Consider the following 22,361-nt stretch of genomic DNA (forward strand, 5'->3'; position numbering starts at 1 on the left):
GGGGCCCGCCCGCGCCGCCCCCCCCCGGCGGCCCGCCCCCCCCCCGCACGCCGGAGAGCACCAGCGGCGCCCACCCGTACGCGCCCCCCGCCGGGGGGGCCCCCCGCGTCCCCGGCGGGGCGGGGGGGCACTTCTGGTTCTGTGCGTGCCAATTCGTGTGCGGGTCCATCGGGTGGCCGATTCCCGCCCTCGATGCACGCATGGTGACCGCCGTTATCCGTAACGTGCCCGGCGGCGGGCCCCGGGCGTTCCGGAATTCCGGATTCACCGGGGGGATTACCCGGGTCCGAATGCCGTGGTTTGCGTGGATTTTGCCGCAATTACCGGGGCTGATCGCATTCAGCCGAATCGCGGGGCTCGGGGGCGGGTGAGACGTGGTTCGGTTCGGCCGTCCATTCGCGGCCGCCGTGCTCGGGGCGCAGGTAGTGCTCGCCGCCGATGGTTCCCATGTAGATGCCGGTGCGTCCGGTCCTCCGGTCGAGGACGAGGTCACCCACCTGTGGCCGGTAGGCCTTGGCGTTGCGCTGTCGGGTGCTCACCTCACCGCTCCTTCGCTCTGTCGCGACTGGCCAGCATCTCTAGAGAAGCTAATATCTCTAGAGATGTCAACGGTCGTATCTCCTTACCGGCGGCCGCGGGCGCGCCTAGGATTGTCCGAGGGAGAGGGAGCGCGATGACCGGCAGCAGTGGCGACAAACAGCCCAAGTACCAGCGGATCGCCGACTCCCTCAAGGCTGCCATCGACGACGGCCGCTACGGCGCGGGGGACCGGCTGCCCGGCGAGAACGACCTGATGGACGAGTACGGTGTGGCCCGGATGACGGCCCGTCAGGCGCTCGGCGTGCTGCAGAGCGAGGGCATCGCGGAGGCCCGCAAGGGGTCCGGGGTGTTCGTCCGGGACTTCCGGCCGCTGCGCCGGCGCGGCATCCAGCGGCTGGCGCAGGGGCAGTGGGGCTCCGGCCGGTCGATATGGTCCGCGGACATCGACAACCGCAGCCTGGTGGTCGACCAGGTCTCGGTCACCGAGCAGGGCGCGCCCGAGCACGTGGCCCGGGTGCTCGGGGTGGAGCCGGGCGTCCCGATGTGCGTGCGGCACCGCCGCTTCGTCCTGGACGGCAAGCCGGTGCTGCTCTCCACCTCCTACCTGCCGGCCGTCCTGGTCGCCGGCACCGCGATCACCCGCGAGGACACCGGCCCCGGCGGCACCTACGCCCGGCTGGCCGAGATCGGCGCCAAGCCCGTGCACTTCCGCGAGGAGGTCCGTTCCCGGATGCCCGCCGCCGAGGAGGCCACCCGCCTCGAACTCTCCGCCGGCACCCCGGTGATCCTGATCTGCCGCACCGCCTTCGCCGACGAGGGCCAGGTCGTCGAACTCAACGAGATGATCCTCGACGCCGCCTCCTACGTCCTGGAGTACGACTTCGACGCCTGACGCGGACGGAGGCGAGCCGGGGCGGCTTCTGCTACTGGTAGTGGTAGCGGGCCTTGAGGATCTTCACTTCCTTCTCGTCGGCGCGGTACACCAGGCGGTGTTCGTCGTCGATCCGGCGTGACCAGTAGCCCGCCAGGTCGCCCTTCAACGGTTCGGGTTTGCCGATTCCGGCGAAGGGGTCGCGCTGGATCTCACCGACCAGGCGGGCGATCCGCTGAGCCATCTTCCGGTTCGAACCGAGCCAGAAGAGGAAGTCCTCCCAGGCGTCCGGGTCGAAGTGGACACTCCTCACACCTCACCCGCCAGAGCTTCCAGTGCCTCCGGCGTCCTGGTGAGGTCGGAGGCGCCGCTCCTGTCGCGGGCGACTGCCGCCATGAGCCGCTGGGCGTTGGCGGGGGAACGCAGAAGGTAGATCGTCTCCTGCCAGGCGTCGTAGTCCTCGGCGGACATGAGGACCGCGTCCCCGCTCTTGGAGGTGATTCTTATCGGGGCGTGGTCGTCGTTGACCTTCTTGATCAGCGGGAACAACTGGGTGCGCGCCTCGCTCGCACTGATCGCCATGGTCAAGCCTCCGAGCTCGTACCGGAACGTGGTACTGCCATGGTACGAGGTTTCCGTACCACCAGCCAAAGCATTGTGACCATGCGGAACCGCCCCGGGCGCGAGGGCGGCCGGGGCGGTTCGGGGGTGTGCGGGGGCGTTCCGCCGGGGGTTACTCCTTGGAGCGGATCCGCAGGTTGGTGATCAGCGGGCCCTCGGTGGTCTCGCGGAAGAAGTCGTTGCCCTTGTCGTCGACGACGATGAAGGCCGGGAAGTCCTCGACCTCGATGCGCCAGACGGCCTCCATGCCGAGCTCGGCGTACTCCAGCACCTCGACCTTCTTGATGCAGTCCTGGGCGAGGCGGGCGGCCGGGCCGCCGATGGAGCCGAGGTAGAAGCCGCCGTGGGCGGCGCAGGCGTCGGTGACCTGCTTGCTGCGGTTGCCCTTGGCGAGCATGACCATGGAGCCGCCGGCGGCCTGGAACTGGTCGACGTAGGAGTCCATCCGGCCGGCCGTGGTGGGGCCGAAGGAGCCGGAGGCGTAGCCCTCGGGGGTCTTGGCCGGGCCGGCGTAGTAGACCGGGTGGTCCTGGAGGTACTTGGGCATGCCCTCGCCGGCGTCCAGGCGCTCCTTGATCTTGGCGTGGGCGATGTCGCGGGCGACGACGAGCGTGCCGGTGAGCGAGAGCCGGGTCTTGACCGGGTACTTCGACAGTTCGGCGCGGATCGCGGGCATCGGCTGGTCGAGGTCGATGCGCACCACGTCGTCGTCGAGGTGCTCGTCGGTGGTGTCCGGCAGGTACTTCGCCGGGTCGGTCTCCAGCTGCTCCAGGAAGACGCCCTCGGCGGTGATCTTGCCGAGCGCCTGGCGGTCGGCGGAGCAGGAGACGGCCATCGCGACGGGCAGCGAGGCGCCGTGGCGGGGGAGCCGGACCACGCGGACGTCGTGGCAGAAGTACTTGCCGCCGAACTGGGCGCCGATGCCGATCTTCTGGGTCAGCTCGGTGACCTTGGCCTCCAGCTCCAGGTCGCGGAAGCCGTGCCCGGTCCTGGCGTTGCCCTCGGTCGGCAGGTTGTCCAGGTAGTGCGCCGAGGCGTACTTGGCGGTCTTGAGCGCGAACTCGGCGCTGGTGCCGCCGATCACGATGGCCAGGTGGTACGGCGGGCAGGCGGCGGTGCCGAGGGAGCGGATCTTCTGCTCCAGGAACGAGAGCATGCTGGCCTCGTTCAGGATGGCCTTGGTCTCCTGGTACAGGTACGACTTGTTGGCCGAGCCGCCGCCCTTGGCCATGAAGAGGAACTTGTACGCGTCGCCGTCGGTGGCGTACAGCTCGATCTGGGCCGGCAGGTTGTTGCCGGTGTTCTTCTCGTCCCACATGGTCACCGGGGCCATCTGGGAGTAGCGCAGGTTGAGCTTGGTGTACGCGTCGTACACGCCGCGCGCGATGGCGGACTCGTCGGCGCCGGAGGTGAGCACGTTCTGGCCGCGCTTGCCCATGACGATGGCGGTGCCGGTGTCCTGGCACATCGGCAGGATGCCGCCGGCCGAGATGTTGACGTTCTTGAGCAGGTCGAGCGCGACGAAGCGGTCGTTCGGGCTGGCCTCCGGGTCGTCCAGGATGCGGCGCAGCTGGGCGAGGTGGGCGGGGCGCAGGTAGTGCGAGATGTCGTGCATCGCCTCGGCGGTGAGCAGGCGCAGCGCCTCGGGCTCGACCTGGAGGAAGGTGCGGCCGCCGGCCTCGAAGGTGGAGACACCCTCGGAGGTGAGCTTGCGGTACGGGGTCGGGTCAGCGCCCAGGGGGAGCAGGTCGCTGTACTCGAAGTCTGGCGTGGGAGCCATCGGGGCGGTCCTTAGGGGTCCAGTGGTCCGGCTGCGTCGGCGAAGCACCATCCAGGGTAGGACCCGGCTGCGGGACGCATGCGGACAGGTCAGCCTTGCGTGACGGGGCTCACTCGGCCAGGAGTGCGAGCGACTAGGCTTGGCCCGTGAACAACACGCCGGACAACACGCCGGAGAACTCGCCGTCGCAGGACGTTCCGGGGCAGCCGCCGGTGTCGGCGCCCGTTCCCCTGACCAAGCCCGAACCCGAGTCGCGGCCCGAGCCCGAACTGCGGCCCGCACCGGTGTCCGCCCCGGTGGCCGCAGCGGTGCCCGCCCCGGCGGCCGCCCCGCGGACGTCGCACGCCCCGGTGGCGGACGCGGACATGCGGGTCTCGGACGCCGACCGCGAGCGGATCGCGGAGCTGCTGCGGGACGCGTACGCCGAGGGGCGGCTGGACGCGGAGGAGCACGCCGAGCGGATCGGGGCCGCGTACGCCGCCAAGACCTTCGGCGACCTGGTCCCGCTGACCAGGGACCTGCCCGCGCACCGTTCGGTGTCCTTCGACAAGCCGCCGCTGGGCGCCGAGGCGCCGGCCCCCGCGCCCGCCAGGCCGCTGCCGCCGGCGCGGCACGAGGCGCCGTCGGTGGTGGCGATATTCGGCGGTGCCTCCCGCAAGGGCCGCTGGCGGGTGGGCTCGCACCTGACGGCCTTCACCGCGTTCGGCGGGGTGGAGATCGACCTCACCGACGCCGTCTTCGAGTCCCCCGAGGTGGAGATCACGGTGACGGCGGTCTTCGGCGGGGTCGACATCCGGGTGCCGGAGAACGTGACCCTGCTCGGTTCCGGGGTGGGCATCTTCGGCGGTTTCGACGTCCGGGAGCAGACCGCGGCGGACCCGTACGCTCCGGTCGTGCGGGTCAAGGGCCTTGCCCTGTTCGGCGGTTGCGAGGCCAAGCCGCGCCGGGGCAAGAAGATCAAGGAGTGGGTGCGCAAGCAACTCGGGACGGAATAGCCCGAATTGACCTGCTGAGTGCCCGGTCGGGGATCAACTCCCGGTCGGGCGCTCGGCGTTGTGTCCGGTGCACTCCGTAGTCGATTGCGTGCAGTGTGCATGAATCGCGGCCGGACGGGGTAGTTCCTTCCGCACATCGCTTCTTGTACGGCTGTGCACCGGAGGCGGCCCAGCGGCCGCCCCGGGCGTTGGACAGCGGGGGCTCGCAGCCGGGCAGGGGAGCGAGGTTCCCCGTGTCCGAGAGCCTCGTCAGGAGTACGGCCGTGCTGCATCCGATCGAGTCCCGCACCACCTCGCCAGTCGCCGCCGCCCAGTTGCTGGAGCGCCGTCCGGCCGTCCCCCCGCAGCCGCAGCCCCCGAGCGGTACGGCGGGTCAGGCCGCGGGTGAGGACAATCCGTGGCACACCGGTGCGGCCTGTCGGCGGGACGAGGTGGGGCTGTTCTTCGCGCCCTCGAAGGAGCCGACGGCGGCCCGGCTGTCGCGGGAGGAGCAGGCCAAGCAGGTGTGCGCCCGCTGCCCGGTGCTGCTGGAGTGCCGCGAGCACGCGCTGGCCCAGCCGGAGCCGTACGGGGTCTGGGGCGGGCTGACGGCCGCCGAGCGGCGGGTGGTGCTGGCCCGGCGCCGCCGCCGGGACGCGGAGCTGCGCGAGGCGGCCCGGGTGGCCACGGCCGGGCGCCGGATAGCGGGTTGACGGCGGGCCGAAGACCCGCGGCCGCGGTCGCGGCGGCGACCGCCGCGGTGACGAGCGGGACCGGTACGCCGCGCGGCCCCGGCGGAGGGGGGATCCCGCCGGGGCCGCGCGTTCGGACAACCGTTTCCGGGCCGGGTCAGTTGGCCCGGTCGAAGTCGATCGCGCTGTAGGCCCGCAGCTTCGACAGCTTGTGGACCGAGTTGATCTCGCGGATGGTGCCGCTCTTGGAGCGCATCACCAGCGAGCTGGTGGTGGCGGTCTCCGAGCGGTAGTGCACGCCGCGCAGCAGCTCGCCGTCGGTGATGCCGGTGGCGACGAAGAACACGTTCTCGCCGCTCACCAGGTCGTTGGTGGTGAGCACCCGGTCCAGGTCGTGCCCGGCGTCGAGGGCCTTCTGCCGCTCGGCCGCGTCCTTGGGCCAGAGCCGGCCCTGGATGACGCCGCCCATGCACTTCATCGCGCAGGCCGCGATGATGCCCTCGGGGGTGCCGCCGACGCCCAGCAGCAGGTCCACGCCGGTGCCCTCGCGGGCGGTCATGATGGCGCCGGCCACGTCGCCGTCGGTGATGAACTTGATCCGGGCGCCCGCCTCGCGGATCTCCCGGACCAGGCCGTCGTGGCGCGGACGGTCGAGCACCATCACGGTGACGTCCTCGACGGCGCTGCCCTTGGCCTTGGCGACCCGGCGGATGTTGACGGCCGCCGGGGCGGTGATGTCGACGTAGTCGGCGGCCTCGGGGCCGCAGACCAGCTTGTCCATGTAGAACACGGCGCTGGGGTCGAACATGGTGCCGCGGTCGGCGACGGCCAGCACGGCGACGGCGTTGGCCATGCCCTTGGCGGTCAGCGTGGTGCCGTCCACCGGGTCGACCGCGACGTCGCACTCGGCGCCGGTGCCGTCGCCGACCCGCTCGCCGTTGTAGAGCATCGGGGCTTCGTCCTTCTCGCCCTCGCCGATGACGACGACGCCGTTCATCGAGACGGTCGAGACGAGGGTGCGCATGGCCTTCACGGCGGCGCCGTCGGCCCCGTTCTTGTCGCCACGGCCGACCCACCGGCCGGCGGCCATCGCGGCCGCCTCGGTGACCCGGACGAGTTCGAGCGCGAGGTTCCGGTCCGGAGCCTCGGGCGCGACCTCCAGGGCACTGGGAAGGTGGTGCGGGTACTGCGTGGTCATCGTCGTTACCTCTCTGTACGCGACGGCCAGTGAGCGCCCGACTACTGCCAGGTCGAACGCCGTGGTGAGGGTAGTGCGATCGTATCTGCCCACGAGATGACTGTCTGTGGCGCGGGTCGCCACCCCGGGCGGAAGGCCCCGGTTCGTCCCGGTTCACCCGTACGTGCACACCCCGGGTGGCCGGGCCGTTGTGTGGATGAGTCACCATGGGTGGGTGGCTGCAGAGAGCAAGGGCATGAGGGGTCGGCAGACCGTACGGGACATGGTCCTGTCGATGCTGGCGGTCGGTTTCGTCGTCTGGATCGGTTACCTGTTCCTCCCGCACGACGCGAACGGCGATCCGGTGCACGTGGTCGCCTACAAGGTCGAGGCGGCCTCGGCGAAGCGCGCCGCGCCGTACCCGCTGCTGTCCCCGGAGGGGCTGTCCGACAAGTGGCGGGCCACCTCGGTCAGCTACACGCCGGCCGGCATCAACAACGGCAAGGGCAATGCCTGGCACCTGGGCTTCGTGACGCCCTCCGGCCAGTACGCGGCGGTCGAGCAGGCCGACGTCCCGCGCGAGAAGCTGCTCGCCGACAAGGTCGCGGGCGCCCAGCCGGACGGCACCGCGGACGCCGCCGGGCGCACCTGGGACCGGGTGCAGGGCGACAAGGCCCGCGCGCTGGCCGTCCAGACCGGTTCGGCCACCACCATGATCACCGGCACCGCCTCCTACGAGGAGATGGCCGAGCTGGCCCAGGCGCTCAAGTAGCGCGGGGCCCCGCCCGGGCGCGCAGGCCCCCGGCGCCCCCTCGGACACGCGGAAGGGCCCGCACCGGTACGAACCGGTGCGGGCCCTTCGCCGTCGCGGGGTGCGATCAGACCGTGGTGACGACCTGGTCGTACTCCAGGCGCGGGGAGCGCGGGAACCAGGCCTCGTCGCCCGGCTTGCCGATGTTGACCACGGCCAGCACCGAGTGCTCGCCGTCGCCGAAGAACTCCTTGTTGAGGCCCTCGGCGTCGAAGCCGGTCATCGGGCCGGCGGCCAGGCCGGCGGCGCGCACGCCGATGATGAAGTACGCGGCCTGCAGGGCGCCGTTCAGCGCGGCGGAGCGCTCACGGGTGGCGCGCTCGGAGAAGAACACGTCCTTGGCCTGCGGGAAGTGCGGGAACTGGGTCGGCAGCTCCTCGTGGAACTCGTTGTCCGCGGCCAGGATGGCGACCAGCGGCGCGGTGGAGGTCTTGGCCTTGTTGCCGTCCGCCAGGTGCTGGACGAGGCGCTCGCGACCCTCGGCGGAGCGGACCAGGACGACGCGCAGCGGCTGCTGGTTGAAGGCGGTCGGGCCGAACTTGACCAGGTCGTAGATGGCCTGGACCTGCTCCTCGGTGACCGGCTCGTCGGTGAAGGTGTTCGCGGTGCGGGCCTCGCGGAACAGCAGGTCCTGAGCGGCGGCGTCGAGTACCAGGGCGTCGGTGGTCATGCTTCTGCACCTCATGCGGGAGGGGGGTTCGTCGGTGTGACCGGCGGAGCCGATCAGTTCCTCCAACATAGGTGAAGATTCAACGATTCCCCAAGCCCTTGTGAGCTGCCTCACAGGGCGGGCCGTACTGCGCCCAGGCCGTGCGCCTGGGCTCGTGCGCCCGGGGGCGTGCGCGGGGCTTGGTCACTCCCCGCCCGGGCCCGCGCCCTCCTCGGCGGCCAGCGCGGCGTCCAGTCGGGCCCGGGCGCCGTCCAGCCAGCGCTGGCAGACCTTCGCCAGCTGCTCGCCACGCTCCCACAGGGCCAGCGACTCCTCAAGGGAGGTGCCGCCGTTCTCCAGCTGCCGGACCACGTCCAGCAGCGCGTCCCGGGCGTGCTCGTAGCCCAGCGCGTCGTCCGGGGTCGGCGCCGCCGCGTCCTGCTGCTCCTGCTGCTCTGCCATGCGTGCCAGCGTAGGGGCTGGCGCCGACAGGGGCGGGTTCCACCGGCCGAAACCCGGGTGCGGCCGCGCGGTCGGCGGCGCTAGCCTCCGCCGCATGATCGAAGTCCGCCCCGCCGCCCCCGCCGACGCGCCCGAGCTGGTCCGGCTGCGCAACCTGATGCTGCGGGCGATGCCCGGCATGGCCGCCTTGGCCGGCCCCGCCCCCTGGCAGGCCGCCGCCGAGCGGATGCTGCGCGAGCGGCTGGCCGCCCCGGCCGAGCGGTCGACCATGTCCGCCTTCGTGGTCGACGACCCGGAGCGCCCCGGCCGGCTCGCCGCCTGCGCCGTCGGCACCCTGGAGCACCGCCTGCCCTCGCCCGGCAACCCGGACGGCCTGTTCGGCTCCGTCTTCAACATCTGCACCGACCCCGACCGGCGGCTGCGCGGCTACGCCCGGGCCTGCACCGAGGCGCTGCTGGACTGGTTCGACGGCCGCCGGGTCGGCCGGATCGACCTGCACGCCAGCAGCGGCGGCGAGTCGCTCTACCGCAGCCTGGGCTTCGCCGAGTACTCGACGGCGCTGTCCCGGCAGCGCTCCTACTGAGACTCCGCCCGAGGGCCCGCCGGGGGCTCCGCCGCCCCGGGCGCCACGGTGACGTCGAAGCCGCCGCCCGCGACCCGGGCGTGCAGCCCCTCCCCGGCCGCGAGCCGCGCCGGGTCCGTCACCACCGTGCCGTCGGCCCGCTGGAGCACCGCGTAGCCGCGCTCCAGGGTGGCCGCCGGGGAGAGCGCGACCACCCGGGCCAGGGTGTGCCCGAGGTCGCTCTGGGCGTGGTCCAGCCGGTGCCGCAGGGTGCGCCGGGACCGCTCCACCAGGCCCTCCACCTCCTGGCCGCGCCCGTCCAGCATCCGGTGCGGGGCGGCCAGCGCCGGGCGGCTGCGCAGCCCGTCCAGCCCGTGCTGCTCGCGTTCGACCCGGGCCTGCACGTGCCGGCGGGCCCGGTCGCGCAGCTGGCGGACCTTGGCCAGCTCCTCGCCGACGTCCGGAACCACCCGTTTGGCGGCATCGGTCGGGGTGGAGGCGCGCAGGTCGGCGACGAAGTCCAGCAGCGGCTGGTCCGGCTCGTGCCCGATCGCGCTCACCACCGGCGTACGGGCGGCCGCGACCAGCCGCACCAGCCCCTCGTCCGAGAAGGGCAGCAGGTCCTCCACGCTGCCGCCGCCCCGGGCCACGATGATCACGTCCACCTCGGGGTGCTCGTCCAGCTCCCGCACCGCCGCGCTCACCCGCTCCACCGCGCTGACCCCCTGCACCGGGACGTTGCGCACCTCGAAGCGCACCGCCGGCCAGCGCCGCCGGGCGTTCTCCAGCACGTCCCGCTCGGCCGCCGAGCCGCGCCCGGTGACCAGCCCGACGCACTGCGGCAGGAACGGCAGCCGCCGCTTGCGCTCCGCCGCGAACAGGCCCTCCCCGGCCAGCCGCCGCTTGAGCTGCTCCAGCCGGGCCAGCAGCTCGCCCAGGCCCACCGGGCGGATCTCCGAGGCCCGCAGCGACAGCTGCCCGCGCGCCGCGTACCACTCCGGCCTGGCGTGCACGACGACCCGCGAGCCCTCCTGCACCACGTCCGCGACCTGCTCGAACACCGAGCGGAAGCAGGTCACCGTGAGGGACACGTCGGCCTGCGGGTCGCGCAGGGTCAGGAACACCACGCCCGCGCCGGGGCGGCGGCTGAGCTGGGTGATCTGCCCCTCGACCCACACCGCGCCGAGCCGGTCGATCCAGCCGCCGATCAGCGCGGAGACCTTGCCGACCGGGAGCGGGGCTTCGGGGGAGCTGGGGTTGGCCATGCGTACGAGGCTAGCGGCGTCCGCCGACACCGTCCCCGGCAACGCCCGCCGGCGCTGTTCCCGGCAACGCCCGCCGGCACCGTTCCTGGCAACGCCCGCCGGCACCGTTCCGGACGGCGCCCGCCGGCACCGTCGCTAGCGGTGCCCGCCGGCGCCGTGCGCCGTGCTGCCCTGCACGCCGAGCACCACCAGGCCGGCCGCCAGCCAGACCAGCCCGACGAGCTGTGCCGTGGTCGAGGCCTCGTAGACCACCGCGCCGATCACCGCGATCCCCAGCAGCGGGACGACCAGGTGCCGGAGCCGGTCGGGCGAGCCGTGCCGGACGGTGTACCAGCCGATCACCGAGGCGTGCAGCAGCGCGAAGGCGGTCAGCGCGCCCACGTTCACCACCGAGGTCAGCTGGTCCAGCCCGTCGTCCCGCTCGGCCGCCCAGACCGCCGCCGCCATGGTGACCACCGCGGCCGCCAGCAGCGCCCGGCGGGGCACCGCGCTGCCCGGGTCGACCGAGCCGAGCACGCGCGGCAGCCGTCCCTCCCGGCCCATCGCGAACACCAGCCGGCCGGCCGCCGCCTGCCCGGCGAGCGCGGCGAAGGCCGCGCCGATCGCCTTGCTGGCGGCCACCAGCAGGTGCAGCCAGTGGCCGATGCCGCCCTCCACGGTGTCGTAGAAGGCGGAGCCCTGGGCGGCCGGGTCGGCGGCCAGCTGCTGCGGGGTGGTGGGCTCCAGCACGGCCGCCAGGTAGGTCTGGGCGACGAACAGCAGCCCGGCCAGCGCCAGGCACCACAGCACCGCCCGGGCCACCGCGGCGGAGGCGCCGACCGCCTCCTCGACGAAGGTCGCGATCGCGTCGAAGCCCAGGTAGGAGAGCACCGCGACGGACACCGCGGAGATCACCGCGGTGAGCGAGAAGTCCCCGACGGCGGTGAAGGGCGTGTCCCAGCCGCGCCGCGCGCCGTCCCGCACCAGCACCACCACGGCCGCGACCACGAACACCGCCAGCACCGCGATCTCCAGTGCGAGCACCGCGAAGCCGACCGCGGCCGCCGTCCGCACCCCGACCAGGTTGAGCGCGGTGGTCACCAGCACGGCGACCGCCGTCCACACCCAGCGCGAGACCCCGGGCACCAGGGAGTTCAGCGCGATCCCGGAGAACAGGTAGGCCACCGCGGGGATCAGCAGGTAGTCCAGCATCGCCATCCACCCGGCGATGAACCCCGGCCCCTCGCCCAGCCCGGCCCGCGCGTAGGCGAACACCGAGCCGGTCTGCGGCACCGCGCGGACCATCTGGGCGTACGAGAACGCGGTGAAGCCCATCGCGACCGTCGCCGCCAGGTAGACGGCCGCCACGGCGCCGTGGCTCCGGGCGTCCAGCACGCCGAAGACGCCGACCGGGGCCATCGGGGCGATGAACAGCAGCCCGTAGACCATCAGATCGCGGACGCCCAGGGTGCGGCGCAGGCCGCTCGGCGTCGGCTGCTCGTTCACAGCGCTCATGGAGACCAGGTTTGAGCAACTTCCGACCCTTTGCGACCGGAAAGCGTCCGGGCCGGCGTCCGGGGCGGCGGTGCGGCCCGCCCCGGGCGGTGGGGCTCCCGGTCGCCCGTACGATGGGGGCATGTCCAACACCGCGCAGCGCCGTGTCCTGCTCGCCGCCCCCCGGGGCTACTGCGCGGGTGTCGACCGCGCCGTGATCGCCGTGGAGAAGGCCCTGGAGCAGTACGGGGCGCCCATCTACGTCCGCAAGCAGATCGTCCACAACAAGTACGTGGTGCAGACCCTGGAGAAGAAGGGCGCGATCTTCGTCGACGAGACGGAGGAGGTGCCCGAGGGCTCGATCGTCGTGTTCTCCGCGCACGGCGTCGCCCCGGCCGTCCACGACGAGGCGCGGGCCGGCAAGCTCGCCACCGTCGACGCCACCTGCCCGCTGGTCACCAAGGTGCACAAGGAGGCCGTGCGCTTCGCCGACGAGGGCTACGACATCCTGCTGGTGGGCCACGAGGGCCACGAGGAGGTCGTCGGCACCATGGGCGAGGCCCCGGACCGGATCCACCTGGTGGACGGTGCCGAGGACGTCGCCAACGTCCAGGTGCGGGACGAGTCCAAGATCGTCTGGCTCTCCCAGACCACGCTCTCGGTGGACGAGACGATGGCCACCGTCGGCGAGTTGAAGAAGCGCTTCCCGGCGCTGGTCAGCCCGCCCAGCGACGACATCTGCTACGCGACCCAGAACCGCCAGGTCGCGGTCAAGCAGCTGGCCCCGGAGACCGACCTGCTGATCGTGGTCGGTTCCAAGAACTCCTCCAACTCGGTCCGTCTGGTCGAGGTCGGCCTGGAGTACGGCGCCAAGGCCGCCCACCTGGTCGACTTCGCCGAGGAGATCCAGGAGTCCTGGCTGGAGGGCGTCACCACGGTCGGCCTGACCAGCGGCGCCTCGGTGCCGGAGATCCTGGTCGACGGTGTGCTGGAGTTCCTGGCCGCGCGCGGCTACGACACGGTGGAGACGGTCAAGACCGCCGAGGAGCACCTGATCTTCTCGCTGCCCAAGGAGCTGCGCCGCGACCTGCGTGCCGAGGCGGCCGGCAAGCTGTAGGGCCCCACGACGGACCCGGTGCCCCGCTGCGGGGTACCGGGTCCGTTGCGCTGTGCGGGCCCGTTTGTGCGGGCCCGTCGATTGCGGTGCGCCCCCGTCCGGGCTCTCGTAGCGTTGTGCACAGGCTGTGGACAAGCCGGTCGACGGCCGGACGGCGGAAGGCGGAACGATGACGGCGGTATTCGGCGTGGACATCGGCGGCTCGGGCATCAAGGGCGCCCCGGTCGACCTCGCCCGGGGAGCACTCACCCAGGAGCGGCACAAGGTGCTCACCCCGCAGCCGTCCGAGCCCGGGGCCGTGGTCGCCGCCGTCCGCGAGGTGGTCCGCCACTTCGACCACCAGGGGCCGGTCGGGCTGACCTTCCCCGGGGTGGTGGTCGGCGGCCGCACCCGGACCGCGGCCAACGTGGACAAGGGCTGGATCGGCCTGGACGCGGAGGGCCTCTTCCGCGACGCGCTGGGCATGCCCGCGACCGTGCTCAACGACGCGGACGCGGCCGGCCTCGCCGAGACCGAGCACGGCGCCGGGCGGGGCGAGTCGGGCGTGGTCCTGGTGCTCACCTTCGGCACCGGCATCGGCAGCGCGCTCTTCGTGGACGGCACCCTGGTGCCCAACACCGAACTGGGCCACCTGGAGCTGCGCGGCAAGGACGCCGAGCGCCGGGCCTCCTCGGCCGCCAGGGAGCGGCACGACCTGACCTGGGAGCAGTGGGCCGGGCGGGTCGACGAGTACCTGGACCTGGTGGAGATGCTGTTCTCCCCGCAACTGATCGTGATCGGCGGCGGGGTGAGCCGCAAGCACGAGAAGTTCCTGCCGCTGCTGAGGGACCGCGGGGCGCGGGTGGTGCCGGCGGAGCTGCGCAACGACGCGGGCATCGTCGGGGCCGCCATGGCGGCGGCCCGGGCGGCGGGCTAGGTCACGGCCCTCGGCGCCCGCCCGCCGGGCCGTCAGCGGGAGCGGTGGAAGCGGCGCTGGGCGACGAAGCGGGCGAGCACGATCAGCGCGGCCAGCCCGGTGCCGGAGAACAGCCAGCCGGCCCGCAGCGCCAGCCCGGTCGCCAGCGCCACCACCTGGGCGGTGATGCCGGAGGAGCTGACCGGGGCGAGCGCCAGCAGCGCCACGGCGAAGGCGATCGGCCCGCTGATCGGGGCGGCCAGCAGGTCGGCGTAGCGGACCCGGACGGCCAGCTGGAAGCAGACCACCAGGTAGCCGAGGCCGAACAGCCAGCCGAGGCCGTCGAAGAGCAGCCGGTCCAGGCCGGCCACCGCCAGCGTGGCCAGCACCGCGAGCACGCCGGTGCCGATCGCGGTCAGCCGGGTCGGCCGGCCGGTCCGGCGCCGTCCGTACACGCGCAGCCGGCGCTGCGGGGCGGGGCGCGCGGCGGGCCGGTCGGCCACCGGGCGCAGCCGGGACGGGGGAGCCGCGGGGGCTCGGGCGCTCTCGGGTGCCCGGCCGGGACCGGGGACGGCGGCCGGGGCCGTGCCGTTCGGCGGACGGCGTCTGGGCCCTGGCGGCTGGGTACGGATGCTCTGCTCCACCCGCCCAACGTACGGTCCGATCATCGCCACACTGTGTAATGGACCGTTCAGGTCTTGTTCCGTGTCCCCGGATGGCGTACTCCTGTGATCGTCACTCAAGGGGCTGACCTGCTCGGCCGAGTCGACACATCATGATCATCCGATGACCGTACGGGGGACCGCCGCATGACCGCCGACTTCACCTTCGAGCGCCTCGACCACGTCCAGCTCGACATCCCGGCCGGCGCCGAGGACGAGTGCCGCGCCTTCTGGTCCGGCGTGCTCGGGATGACCGAGCTCCCGAAGCCCCCGGTGCTGGCGGCGCGCGGCGGCTGCTGGTTCCGCGGCGGCGGGGTCGAGGTGCACCTCGGCGTCACCCCGGACTTCCGCCCGGCCCGCAAGGGGCACCCCGGCATCCTGGTGACCTCGCTGGACGCCCTGGCCGAGCGGCTCGCCGCGCACGGCCACGAGGTCACCTGGGACGACCACCACCCCGGCCACCGCCGCTTCTACTCCGCCGACGGGCTGGGCAACCGGCTGGAGTTCCTGGAGCCGCTGCCCGCGCCGACCGAGGCGTGAGCCCCGGCAGGCGCTGCCCGTAGACTTGGGGGTCGGCCCGTACGGTGCCGACCCAACTCCTCCAAGCCCACGGGACTGCGCTTCATGTCGCTCACGATCGGAATCGTCGGCCTGCCGAACGTCGGCAAGTCGACCCTGTTCAACGCCCTGACCAAGAACGACGTGCTGGCGGCCAACTACCCGTTCGCCACCATCGAGCCGAACGTCGGCGTCGTCGGCGTCCCGGACGCGCGGCTGGCCAAGCTCGCCGAGATCTTCGGCTCGCAGCGCATCCTCCCGGCCACCGTCGACTTCGTCGACATCGCCGGCATCGTGCGCGGTGCCAGCGAGGGCGAGGGCCTGGGCAACAAGTTCCTCGCCAACATCCGTGAGTCGGACGCGATCTGCCAGGTCGTGCGCGCGTTCACCGACCCGGACGTGGTGCACGTGGACGGCAAGGTGTCGCCCAAGGACGACATCGAGACCATCCACACCGAGCTGATCCTGGCCGACCTCCAGACCATCGAGAAGGTCCTGCCGCGGCTCCAGAAGGAGGCGCGCCTCAAGAAGGACACCGCCCCCGTGCTGGCCGCCGCCGAGGCCGCCCAGGCGGTCCTGGAGACCGGCAAGACCCTCTTCGAGGCCGGCTTCGACACCGCCCCGATCCGCGAGCTGCACCTGCTGACCGCCAAGCCCTTCCTCTACGTCTTCAACGTGGACGAGGACGAGCTGGCCGACGAGGACTTCAAGAACGCCCAGCGCGCCCTGGTCGCCCCGGCCGAGGCGATCTTCCTCAGCGCCAAGATCGAGTCCGAGCTGATCGAGCTCGACGACGCCGAGGCCCTCGAACTCCTCCAGTCCATGGGCCAGGAGGAGCCCGGCCTCGCCACCCTCGCCCGCGTCGGCTTCGACACCCTCGGCCTGCAGACCTACCTCACGGCCGGCCCGAAGGAGACCCGCGCCTGGACCATCAAGAAGGGCGCCACCGCCCCCGAGGCCGCCGGAGTCATCCACACCGACTTCCAGAAGGGCTTCATCAAGGCCGAGGTGATCTCCTTCGACGACCTGGTCGAGACCGGCTCCATCGCCGAGGCCCGCTCCAAGGGCAAGGCCCGCATCGAGGGCAAGGAATACATCATGCAGGACGGCGACGTCGTGGAGTTCCGCTTCAACGTGTAATCGTTTGATTACTTTGAGATAGATAGATCTGTCAACTGCGCAGGTCGCACGGGGCCCGCCTCCCTTGAGGCGGGCCCCGACTGCTTTTCCGTGCTGACTTGGTGCTGACTTCTTCGGCCCGCCGTGCTCGCATGAGTGGTACGTTATGTGGTACCAGCCATGGAGGGAGTTCAGTCGATGTCGATCACTGCCAGCGAGGCGCGCAAGGCTCTCTTCCCGTTGATCAAGAAGGTCAACGACGATCACGAGGCCATCGAGATCGTCTCCAAGCATGGAAATGCCGTACTCGTCTCGGCCGAGGACTATGCCGCTCTGCGTGAAGGCTCCTACCTGTTGCGCTCGCCGGTGAACGCCCGCCGCTTGCTCAAGGCGTACGAGAACGCCCTTGGCGGCATAGGGCTTTCCGAGCGGGAGCTCATCGACCCTGATGCGGCGGATGGCGAGAAGGGTGCCGCGTGAGGCTCGTCTTCGAGGAGACCGGCTGGGAGGACTACACCTCCTGGCTCAAGAACGACCGCAAGATGCTCGCCCGGATCAACAAGCTCATCGAGGACGTCCTGCGCGACCCGTTCACCGGGATCGGCAAGCCCGAGCCGCTGAAGTACCACCTGCCCGGCGCCTGGTCGCGGCGGATCGACGACGAGCACCGCCTCGTCTACTTGGTGACGGACCGGGAGATCATCGTTCTGGCCGCCCGCTACCACTACTGATGGCCGGCGTCGAGTTCGAGTCACCGTGCTGATTCTGTGCTGACTTGGGTCGCCGGGATCAGCATCTTCGCAGGTCACAGCCGCATGGTGAGCATTCCGCTTCAACGTCTGACCGGCCGTCATGCCCGAAGGGGCCGGACTCCCACGGGAGTCCGGCCCCTTCGGGGTGGTCCGGGCGGCTCAGTTCTCGTAGTGGTAGCGGCACTGGGCGATCAGGACCGCGTCGTCGGTGACCTTGTAGATCAAGCGGTGCTCGTCATTGATCCGGCGTGACCAGTAGCCCTGGAACCCGTGCTTGAGCGGTTCCGGTTTGCCGATCCCCTCGTTGCCGTTGCGCGCGACATCGGCGATGAGTGTGTTGATCCGCTTGAGGGTCCTGCGGTCCTGGGTCTGCCACCACAGGTAGTCCTCCCAGGCCCGGGAGGCGAAGGTGATCTTCACTCCGGGTCCGCCAGCTCCCGCACGGTCCCTCCACCGCTCTCCAGCTCCTCGATGGAGGCCAGCAGGCGGCGGGCGTTCGCGGGGCTGCGCAGGAGGTAGGCGGTCTCCTTGAGGGACTGGTAGTCCTCCAGCGAGACGATGACCACCGGTTCGCGCCCGGCGCGGGTGATCACTATCTCCTCGCGGTCGTCCGTGACCGCGTTGAGCACCTCGGCGTAGTGTGCGCGGGACTCCGAGTAGGTCATCGTCTTCATGGCTCGACTCCCCTTCGATAGGTACAAGAAACTGTACGCCCGTGCTCGGTGCGGCGACAAGCCGCGGATCCGCCGTCCGGGTCGGTGGTCAGGGGTGGACGGTGAGGGTGAGGGTGCCGTCGGGGGACGGGGTGACGGTGACGGCGGTGAGGGTGGGCGCGAGGGCGTCCGGGTGGTGGGCGGCGGCGCGGGGGCCGATGCCGATGACGCGCATGCCGGCGGCGCGGGCGGCGGCGATGCCGGCGCCGGAGTCCTCGAAGGCCACGCAGTCGGCGGGGGCGAAGCCGAGGGCGGCGGCGCCCTTGAGGAAGCCCTCGGGGTCGGGCTTGCTGGCGCCGACGGACTCGGCGGTGACCAGGACGGGCGGCATCGGCAGGCCGGCGGCGTCCATCCGGACCCGGGCGAGCGGGAGGTCGGCCGAGGTGACCAGGGCGTGCGGCAGGCCGGCCAGCGAGGCGAGGAAGGCGTCGGCGCCCGCGACCTGGACGACGCCCTCGGTGTCGGCCCGCTCCTCGGCGAGCATCAGCTCGTTCTCCGCGAGGTTCTCCTCGACGGGGCGGTGCGGCAGCAGTTCGGCCATGGTCGCGTGGCCCTGGCGGCCGTGGACGACGGTGAGCGCCGCTACGGGGTCGAGGCCGTGCCGCTCGGCCCAGCGGGTCCAGCAGCGCTCGACCACGGCGTCGGAGTTGACCAGGGTGCCGTCCATGTCGAGGAGGAAGGCGCGGGTGGTGAACCGGACGGGGGTGGCGGTCATGGGGCGGCTCCTGGAGGCGGGGTGGAGAGGTGAGCTCTTTGTTCCTTGATGATACAAAAGATCACGGGAGCAGGTGGGCGTTGACCGCCCGGGCCTCCTCGGCCAGCTCCGGCAGCTCCACCACCTCGACCCCGGCCGCCTCCAGCAGTGCGGTGCCCTGGCAGTCGGTGACGAAGAGGTCCGGCTCGCGCCAGGCGACCACGACCCGGGGCACGCCCGCCGCGATGAGCAGCCGGGCGCACGGCACCGGGCGGGAGGCGCGCTGCCCGCAGGGCTCCAGGCTGCTGTAGACGGTCGCCCCGCGCAGCCGGGGGTCGCCCGCCGGGAGCTTGGCCAGGGCCGCCTCCTCGGCATGGTCGTGCGCGTCCGCCTCCCGGCTGTAGCCCTCCGCCAGCACCTCGCCGTCGGCGCCGACGACCACCGCCCCGACCGAGAAGGCCGTCCCCGAGGGCGGGCAGCGGCGGGAGAGTTCGACGGCCCGGCGCAGGTGGTCGAGGTCGGTGGCGGCGGGGTGGGTCACGGCGCGGGCTCCTTCGGGGCGTACCTGAGCAGGACGACGTCGCCCACCGTACGTGCCTCCAGCAGCCGCATCCGCCGGGTCGGGCCGCCGGGGAACACGGCCGGGCCGACGAACCGCGGCGCTGCGGGCTGGCCGACCAGCAGCGGGGCGACGGCCAGCTGGAGCTCGTCCGCCAGGCCCTGGGCGAGGAACTGGGTGTGCACCCCGCTGCCGCCCTCGACCATCAGCCGGCGCACCCCGCGCGCGCCCAGGTCGTCCAGCACCGCGCCGGGGTCGACCGAGTCGCCGAGCGCGACCACCTCGGCCAGCCCGTCGAGCCGGGGCCGCAGCACCGCCGCCCCGGCCGCGGTGGTGTAGGCGAGCTTCGCGCCGCCGGTGTGCCAGAACCGCAGGTCGGCGCCGAGGGCGCCGCTCGCGCTGAGCGTCACCTTCAGCGGGTGCTCCGGCCGCCCGGCGGCCGCCCGGGCGGCCCGTCGCGCGGGGTCGTTGACCAGCAGGCGCGGGTTGTCGGCGCGCAGGGTGTTGCCGCCGACCAGGATCGCGTCGGCGGCCGCCCGCTCCTGGTCGACCCGGTCGAAGTCGGCGGCGCCGGAGAGCAGCAGACGGTCGGGGGAGGCGTCGTCGAGGTGGCCGTCGAGGGAGACGGCGGCGCTCAGCAGGACGAAGGGGCGCTGGCCGGGGCCGGGCATGGGCGGACCGTTCTGTCGGGACCGTTCGGGACCGCTCGGGACCGCTCGGGGCGGTTCGGTCGGGCGCCTCCACGGTACGGCCGCCGGTGCCGGCGGGGCCGCCCTCCGATCGCTATGTGAGACGGTTCTTCTCGCCATGCGGGATGGAGCGTAGCGTCGGGGCATCGCGGAAACGGAAACGCCGACCACGTCTCAGGGGGGACCCCATGCCCGGACCGCAGCCTGCCGCCGCCTACACCCACGGCCACCAGGAGGCCGTGCTGCGCTCGCACCGCTCCCGTACCGCCGCCGACTCGGCCGGCTACCTGCTGGCCGAACTGCGGCCCGGCCAGGCGCTGTTGGACGTCGGCTGCGGCCCGGGCACGATCACCGCCGACCTGGCCGAGCTGGTCGGCCCCACCGGGCGGGTGGTGGCCGTGGACGCCTCCGCCGAGGTGCTGGAGCAGGCCGCCGAGTACGTCGCCGGGCGCGGTCTGGGCAATGTCGTGTTCGAACTGGCCGACGTGCACCGACTGCCGTACCGGGACGGCGAGTTCGACGTGGTGCACGCCCACCAGGTGCTGCAGCACGTGGCCGATCCGGTGGCCGCGCTGCGCGAGATGGGCCGGGTGACGGCGCCCGGCGGGCTGGTCGCCGCCCGGGACGTCGACTACGCCACGATGACCTGGTTCCCGCAGGCGCCGGCGCTGGACCGCTGGCTGGAGCTCTACCGGCGGACCGCCCGGGCCAACGGCGGCGAACCGGACGCCGGACGGCGACTGCTGTCCTGGGCCCGGGCGGTCGGTCTGACCGACGTCACCGCGAGCACCGGCACCTGGACGTTCGCGACGCCCGAGCGGCGCGCGTGGTGGGCCGGGATGTGGGCGGACCGGGTGACCGGGACGGCCTTCGGCCGGACGGCGGTGGAACGGGGCTTCGCGGAGCCCGCCGAGCTGGAACGGATCGCGGCCGGCTGGCGGGAGTGGAGCGCCGCCGGCGACGGCTGGTTCTCGATGATCCACGGCGAGATCCTGGCCCGGGTCGGGGCGGAACGGCCGGGGCCGTCATGACGGAGCGGCCGGGGCGGTAACGGCGGGGCGGCCGTTCGGAAAGATCAGGTAAAGTCGCGCGACCGTTCAGCTCGGGCCCGTCCGGCCCGGGCGGCGGTGTCGAGAGCCGAAACGCCGAGTCGAGGCCCGCCCCGGCGGGCCGGGGGAGTCCACGTGTCCGAGCCTGAGTCCGCGCCGCCCGCCGCTCCTGGGCCGGACCCGCGGGTGGACTTCCGCAAGGACCCGGGGCCCGCCGAGGAACAGGCCGCGGCCGCGCGGCAGCCGGGCCCGGCGGAGGCCGGTCCGGCCGACCCCTGGGCCCCGCCCGTCGAGGCCGGCCCCCCGTCCCCGCCGGCCCCGTCCCCGTCGGCCCCGCCCCAGCCGCCGCCCCCGCCGCTGCCCGCCGGCGGCTGGGCCTCGGTGCCGCCCTCCGCCGAGTCCGGCCTGCGGCCCGGCCACCCCCACGCCCACCCCCAACCCCAACCCCACCCCCAGCCGGGCTCGCCCGCGCAGCCGTACCCGCACCCCTACCCGCCGTACGTCCTCGACCCGTACGCCCCCCGGCCGGAGCCGCGCACCAACGGCTTCGCCGTCGGCTCGCTGGCGACCGCGCTGAGCCTGCTCTCGCCGGTGGCCCTGGTGTTCGGGATCCTCGCGCTGGTCCAGATCAAGCGCACCGGTCAGCGCGGCCGCGGCATGGCGGTCACCGGCCTGGTGCTCGGGGTGGCGGGCACCCTGCTGCTGTCGCTCGCGCTGGGCGCTGGGGACTTCGGCCCCGCGCGGAACGGACGGGGCGACCGGTACGCCGCCAAGCCGCCCGCCGGGTCGGTCCGCTGGTCGGCGTTGAAGGCGGGGGACTGCTACCTCTCCTCCGGGACGAGCGGGCAGCCGGACGAGAACGGCGACGAGACGGTGTACTGGGTGCGCCGGGTGGCCTGCGCGGAGCGGCACAACGGCGAGGTGGCCGGCACCGTGAAGGTCCCGGAGAGCAGCGGGGCCTACCCGGGCGCGACGGTCGTCCGCGAGCGGGCCGCCGCCCTGTGCCGCAGGGTGCTCGACGACTACGCGCTGGACCAGTGGGCCGTGCCGGACGGCATGGACGACGTCTACCTCTACCCGAGCGCGGGCAACTGGGCGGCCGGTGAACGGTACGTCACCTGCGGCTTCGAGGACCCGGACGACCAGCACCTGGGGACGGTCCGCACCGACCGCCGCAGTCTGACCTCCGTCCAGCTGGCCTACCTGGAGGCCGTCCGGGGCTTCAACGCGGCCTACCTGGACACCCCGAAGCAGGACGTGGCGGTCGCCGAGGCCGAGTACCGGTCCTGGGCCCGCCGGATGGCCGCCGCCTCCCGGGCCGAGGCCGCCGCGCTGCGCAAGCCGACGGCGGAGTGGCCGACCGACGTCCAGGCGAAGATGGACAAGCTGGCCGAGACCCAGTCCCAGGCGGCCGTCGCCTGGGACGCCACGGCCTCCGGCAGCGACGTGGCGGGCGACCTGCGCCGGGCCCGGGCGCTGGTCGCCAGGACGGTGCCGGTCAGCGTGGACATCCGGCGCTCGCTCGGCCTGTCCACCGGCGAGCAGGTGCCCGACCTCCGGGTCTGAGCCCGCCCGCCCCGAGAGGGCGGGGCCGGTCGCCGGGTTACTCGGCGTTAACCCCGCCCGTACCTGCCGGTAGCGCGGGAGCCGTAGGGTCACCCGGGTGTCCCCGGCCCG

26 protein-coding genes and 1 pseudogene are annotated in these 22,361 nt (G+C 72.9%); 13 read left to right on the forward strand and 14 right to left on the reverse strand.

Annotation, left to right across the window (positions count from 1 at the left end; all coding sequences use genetic code 11):
• Positions 1-320: 320 nt before the first annotated feature.
• Entirely contained in the window at positions 321-539 is a 219-nt protein-coding gene (locus tag ACFV8H_RS20730; RefSeq protein ID WP_375884638.1) for a hypothetical protein, read from the reverse strand.
• Positions 540-673: 134 nt separating this feature from the next.
• Here ACFV8H_RS20730 and ACFV8H_RS20735 point away from each other — a divergent pair, with 134 nt between their 5' ends.
• Complete coding sequence (locus ACFV8H_RS20735; protein ID WP_380401828.1) at positions 674-1,432, forward strand: GntR family transcriptional regulator; 759 nt, start codon at positions 674-676, stop codon at positions 1,430-1,432.
• Positions 1,433-1,463: 31 nt separating this feature from the next.
• Here the strand turns inward: ACFV8H_RS20735 and ACFV8H_RS20740 are convergent, their stop codons facing one another.
• From ACFV8H_RS20740 to ACFV8H_RS20750, 3 genes are all read right to left on the reverse strand, one after another.
• On the reverse strand, positions 1,464-1,724 hold the full coding sequence (locus ACFV8H_RS20740; protein ID WP_380401831.1) for a Txe/YoeB family addiction module toxin: 261 nt from the start codon (positions 1,722-1,724) through the stop codon (positions 1,464-1,466).
• Positions 1,721-1,993 (reverse strand): type II toxin-antitoxin system Phd/YefM family antitoxin, encoded by a 273-nt coding sequence (locus ACFV8H_RS20745; protein ID WP_380401834.1) that lies wholly within the window; start codon positions 1,991-1,993, stop codon positions 1,721-1,723. Before ACFV8H_RS20745 ends, ACFV8H_RS20740 begins: the two co-directional genes overlap by 4 nt.
• Before the next feature lie 151 nt (positions 1,994-2,144).
• Positions 2,145-3,812, reverse strand: coding sequence for a fumarate hydratase (locus tag ACFV8H_RS20750; RefSeq protein WP_380401837.1), 1,668 nt, complete (start codon positions 3,810-3,812; stop codon positions 2,145-2,147).
• 296 nt (positions 3,813-4,108) lie between these two features.
• Between ACFV8H_RS20750 and ACFV8H_RS20755 the strand changes: the two genes are divergently transcribed.
• Positions 4,109-4,807 carry a DUF1707 domain-containing protein gene (locus tag ACFV8H_RS20755; protein ID WP_380401960.1) on the forward strand — a complete coding sequence of 233 codons (699 nt, stop codon included), beginning with the start codon at positions 4,109-4,111 and terminating at the stop codon, positions 4,805-4,807.
• 314 nt (positions 4,808-5,121) lie between these two features.
• Entirely contained in the window at positions 5,122-5,499 is a 378-nt protein-coding gene (locus ACFV8H_RS20760; protein WP_375884878.1) for a WhiB family transcriptional regulator, read from the forward strand.
• Positions 5,500-5,635: 136 nt separating this feature from the next.
• Here the strand turns inward: ACFV8H_RS20760 and glpX are convergent, their stop codons facing one another.
• Positions 5,636-6,676, reverse strand: a complete 1,041-nt coding sequence (gene glpX / locus ACFV8H_RS20765) for a class II fructose-bisphosphatase (RefSeq protein ID WP_375884648.1) — start codon at positions 6,674-6,676, stop codon at positions 5,636-5,638.
• Positions 6,677-6,890: 214 nt separating this feature from the next.
• Between glpX and ACFV8H_RS20770 the strand changes: the two genes are divergently transcribed.
• On the forward strand, positions 6,891-7,427 hold the full coding sequence (locus ACFV8H_RS20770; RefSeq protein WP_380401840.1) for a DUF4245 domain-containing protein: 537 nt from the start codon (positions 6,891-6,893) through the stop codon (positions 7,425-7,427).
• Between the two features lie 106 nt (positions 7,428-7,533).
• Here ACFV8H_RS20770 and ACFV8H_RS20775 read toward each other — a convergent pair whose 3' ends face one another.
• Positions 7,534-8,136 carry a malonic semialdehyde reductase gene (locus ACFV8H_RS20775; RefSeq protein WP_375884653.1) on the reverse strand — a complete coding sequence of 201 codons (603 nt, stop codon included), beginning with the start codon at positions 8,134-8,136 and terminating at the stop codon, positions 7,534-7,536.
• 183 nt (positions 8,137-8,319) lie between these two features.
• Positions 8,320-8,577, reverse strand: a complete 258-nt coding sequence (locus ACFV8H_RS20780) for an exodeoxyribonuclease VII small subunit (protein WP_375884656.1) — start codon at positions 8,575-8,577, stop codon at positions 8,320-8,322.
• A 94-nt stretch (positions 8,578-8,671) separates the two neighbouring features.
• Here ACFV8H_RS20780 and ACFV8H_RS20785 point away from each other — a divergent pair, with 94 nt between their 5' ends.
• On the forward strand, positions 8,672-9,160 hold the full coding sequence (locus ACFV8H_RS20785) for a GNAT family N-acetyltransferase (RefSeq protein ID WP_380401843.1): 489 nt from the start codon (positions 8,672-8,674) through the stop codon (positions 9,158-9,160).
• Here the strand turns inward: ACFV8H_RS20785 and xseA are convergent.
• On the reverse strand, positions 9,154-10,404 hold the full coding sequence (xseA, locus tag ACFV8H_RS20790) for an exodeoxyribonuclease VII large subunit (RefSeq protein WP_380401846.1): 1,251 nt from the start codon (positions 10,402-10,404) through the stop codon (positions 9,154-9,156). The two genes, ACFV8H_RS20785 and xseA, sit on opposite strands and share 7 nt — an antisense overlap.
• 135 nt (positions 10,405-10,539) lie before the next feature.
• A complete protein-coding gene (locus tag ACFV8H_RS20795) occupies positions 10,540-11,898 on the reverse strand; it encodes an APC family permease (protein ID WP_380401849.1) in 1,359 nt (452 codons plus the stop codon).
• A gap of 121 nt (positions 11,899-12,019) precedes the next feature.
• Between ACFV8H_RS20795 and ACFV8H_RS20800 the strand changes: the two genes are divergently transcribed.
• Together ACFV8H_RS20800 and ppgK are read left to right on the forward strand one after the other, a co-directional pair.
• Positions 12,020-12,994, forward strand: coding sequence for a 4-hydroxy-3-methylbut-2-enyl diphosphate reductase (locus ACFV8H_RS20800; protein ID WP_380401852.1), 975 nt, complete (start codon positions 12,020-12,022; stop codon positions 12,992-12,994).
• A gap of 169 nt (positions 12,995-13,163) precedes the next feature.
• Complete coding sequence (gene ppgK, locus ACFV8H_RS20805) at positions 13,164-13,910, forward strand: polyphosphate--glucose phosphotransferase (protein ID WP_380401855.1); 747 nt, start codon at positions 13,164-13,166, stop codon at positions 13,908-13,910.
• A 32-nt stretch (positions 13,911-13,942) separates the two neighbouring features.
• Here the strand turns inward: ppgK and ACFV8H_RS20810 are convergent, their stop codons facing one another.
• Positions 13,943-14,533 carry a DUF6542 domain-containing protein gene (locus ACFV8H_RS20810; protein WP_380401857.1) on the reverse strand — a complete coding sequence of 197 codons (591 nt, stop codon included), beginning with the start codon at positions 14,531-14,533 and terminating at the stop codon, positions 13,943-13,945.
• A 165-nt stretch (positions 14,534-14,698) separates the two neighbouring features.
• Here ACFV8H_RS20810 and ACFV8H_RS20815 point away from each other — a divergent pair, with 165 nt between their 5' ends.
• The 4 genes from ACFV8H_RS20815 to ACFV8H_RS20830 all read left to right on the forward strand — a co-directional run bounded on the left by ACFV8H_RS20815 (position 14,699) and on the right by ACFV8H_RS20830 (position 16,959).
• Positions 14,699-15,091, forward strand: coding sequence for a VOC family protein (locus ACFV8H_RS20815; protein WP_380401859.1), 393 nt, complete (start codon positions 14,699-14,701; stop codon positions 15,089-15,091).
• 84 nt (positions 15,092-15,175) lie between these two features.
• Complete coding sequence (ychF, locus tag ACFV8H_RS20820) at positions 15,176-16,249, forward strand: redox-regulated ATPase YchF (RefSeq protein ID WP_375884677.1); 1,074 nt, start codon at positions 15,176-15,178, stop codon at positions 16,247-16,249.
• A gap of 177 nt (positions 16,250-16,426) precedes the next feature.
• Entirely contained in the window at positions 16,427-16,708 is a 282-nt protein-coding gene (locus ACFV8H_RS20825; RefSeq protein WP_344325967.1) for a type II toxin-antitoxin system prevent-host-death family antitoxin, read from the forward strand.
• Complete coding sequence (locus ACFV8H_RS20830) at positions 16,705-16,959, forward strand: Txe/YoeB family addiction module toxin (RefSeq protein WP_350631555.1); 255 nt, start codon at positions 16,705-16,707, stop codon at positions 16,957-16,959. The genes ACFV8H_RS20825 and ACFV8H_RS20830 overlap by 4 nt, the downstream gene beginning before the upstream one ends.
• Before the next feature lie 180 nt (positions 16,960-17,139).
• On the opposite strand, the gene ACFV8H_RS20835 is transcribed toward ACFV8H_RS20830, so the two are convergent.
• The 4 genes and pseudogenes from ACFV8H_RS20835 to ACFV8H_RS20850 all read right to left on the reverse strand — a co-directional run bounded on the left by ACFV8H_RS20835 (position 17,140) and on the right by ACFV8H_RS20850 (position 19,617).
• Positions 17,140-17,400 (reverse strand): Txe/YoeB family addiction module toxin, encoded by a 261-nt coding sequence (locus ACFV8H_RS20835; protein WP_375884679.1) that lies wholly within the window; start codon positions 17,398-17,400, stop codon positions 17,140-17,142.
• On the reverse strand, positions 17,397-17,654 hold the full coding sequence (locus ACFV8H_RS20840; protein ID WP_380401864.1) for a type II toxin-antitoxin system Phd/YefM family antitoxin: 258 nt from the start codon (positions 17,652-17,654) through the stop codon (positions 17,397-17,399). Before ACFV8H_RS20840 ends, ACFV8H_RS20835 begins: the two co-directional genes overlap by 4 nt.
• Before the next feature lie 88 nt (positions 17,655-17,742).
• Positions 17,743-18,408, reverse strand: coding sequence for an HAD-IA family hydrolase (locus ACFV8H_RS20845; RefSeq protein ID WP_380401867.1), 666 nt, complete (start codon positions 18,406-18,408; stop codon positions 17,743-17,745).
• A gap of 61 nt (positions 18,409-18,469) precedes the next feature.
• Positions 18,470-19,617, reverse strand: a pseudogene (locus tag ACFV8H_RS20850) (dihydrofolate reductase family protein).
• Positions 19,618-19,823: 206 nt separating this feature from the next.
• On the opposite strand from ACFV8H_RS20850, the gene ACFV8H_RS20855 reads away from it, so the two are divergent.
• Together ACFV8H_RS20855 and ACFV8H_RS20860 are read left to right on the forward strand one after the other, a co-directional pair.
• The gene (locus ACFV8H_RS20855) at positions 19,824-20,666 is read left to right on the forward strand and encodes a methyltransferase domain-containing protein (RefSeq protein ID WP_380401870.1); all 843 of its coding nucleotides are present in this window, start codon (positions 19,824-19,826) and stop codon (positions 20,664-20,666) included.
• Between the two features lie 153 nt (positions 20,667-20,819).
• A complete protein-coding gene (locus ACFV8H_RS20860; RefSeq protein ID WP_380401873.1) occupies positions 20,820-22,250 on the forward strand; it encodes a DUF4190 domain-containing protein in 1,431 nt (476 codons plus the stop codon).
• Positions 22,251-22,361 lie beyond the last annotated feature (111 nt).

Source organism: Kitasatospora sp. NPDC059827 (assembly GCF_042731675.1).
Classification (GTDB): domain Bacteria; phylum Actinomycetota; class Actinomycetes; order Streptomycetales; family Streptomycetaceae; genus Kitasatospora.

What these genes read in the sequence shown, in the direction of transcription:
- ACFV8H_RS20785 (WP_380401843.1), top strand. Translation starts at nt 8,672, where the DNA reads ATGATCGAAGTCCGCCCCGCCGCCCCCGCCGACGCGCCCGAGCTGGTC.
- ACFV8H_RS20780 (WP_375884656.1), bottom strand. Translation starts at nt 8,577, where the DNA reads ATGGCAGAGCAGCAGGAGCAGCAGGACGCGGCGGCGCCGACCCCGGAC.
- ACFV8H_RS20825 (WP_344325967.1), top strand. Translation starts at nt 16,427, where the DNA reads ATGTCGATCACTGCCAGCGAGGCGCGCAAGGCTCTCTTCCCGTTGATC.
- ACFV8H_RS20800 (WP_380401852.1), top strand. Translation starts at nt 12,020, where the DNA reads ATGTCCAACACCGCGCAGCGCCGTGTCCTGCTCGCCGCCCCCCGGGGC.
- xseA (WP_380401846.1), bottom strand. Translation starts at nt 10,404, where the DNA reads ATGGCCAACCCCAGCTCCCCCGAAGCCCCGCTCCCGGTCGGCAAGGTC.
- ACFV8H_RS20840 (WP_380401864.1), bottom strand. Translation starts at nt 17,654, where the DNA reads ATGAAGACGATGACCTACTCGGAGTCCCGCGCACACTACGCCGAGGTG.
- ACFV8H_RS20855 (WP_380401870.1), top strand. Translation starts at nt 19,824, where the DNA reads ATGCCCGGACCGCAGCCTGCCGCCGCCTACACCCACGGCCACCAGGAG.
- ACFV8H_RS20775 (WP_375884653.1), bottom strand. Translation starts at nt 8,136, where the DNA reads ATGACCACCGACGCCCTGGTACTCGACGCCGCCGCTCAGGACCTGCTG.
- ACFV8H_RS20845 (WP_380401867.1), bottom strand. Translation starts at nt 18,408, where the DNA reads ATGACCGCCACCCCCGTCCGGTTCACCACCCGCGCCTTCCTCCTCGAC.
- ychF (WP_375884677.1), top strand. Translation starts at nt 15,176, where the DNA reads ATGTCGCTCACGATCGGAATCGTCGGCCTGCCGAACGTCGGCAAGTCG.
- ACFV8H_RS20735 (WP_380401828.1), top strand. Translation starts at nt 674, where the DNA reads ATGACCGGCAGCAGTGGCGACAAACAGCCCAAGTACCAGCGGATCGCC.
- ACFV8H_RS20795 (WP_380401849.1), bottom strand. Translation starts at nt 11,898, where the DNA reads ATGAGCGCTGTGAACGAGCAGCCGACGCCGAGCGGCCTGCGCCGCACC.
- ACFV8H_RS20815 (WP_380401859.1), top strand. Translation starts at nt 14,699, where the DNA reads ATGACCGCCGACTTCACCTTCGAGCGCCTCGACCACGTCCAGCTCGAC.
- glpX (WP_375884648.1), bottom strand. Translation starts at nt 6,676, where the DNA reads ATGACCACGCAGTACCCGCACCACCTTCCCAGTGCCCTGGAGGTCGCG.
- ACFV8H_RS20745 (WP_380401834.1), bottom strand. Translation starts at nt 1,993, where the DNA reads ATGGCGATCAGTGCGAGCGAGGCGCGCACCCAGTTGTTCCCGCTGATC.
- ppgK (WP_380401855.1), top strand. Translation starts at nt 13,164, where the DNA reads ATGACGGCGGTATTCGGCGTGGACATCGGCGGCTCGGGCATCAAGGGC.
- ACFV8H_RS20750 (WP_380401837.1), bottom strand. Translation starts at nt 3,812, where the DNA reads ATGGCTCCCACGCCAGACTTCGAGTACAGCGACCTGCTCCCCCTGGGC.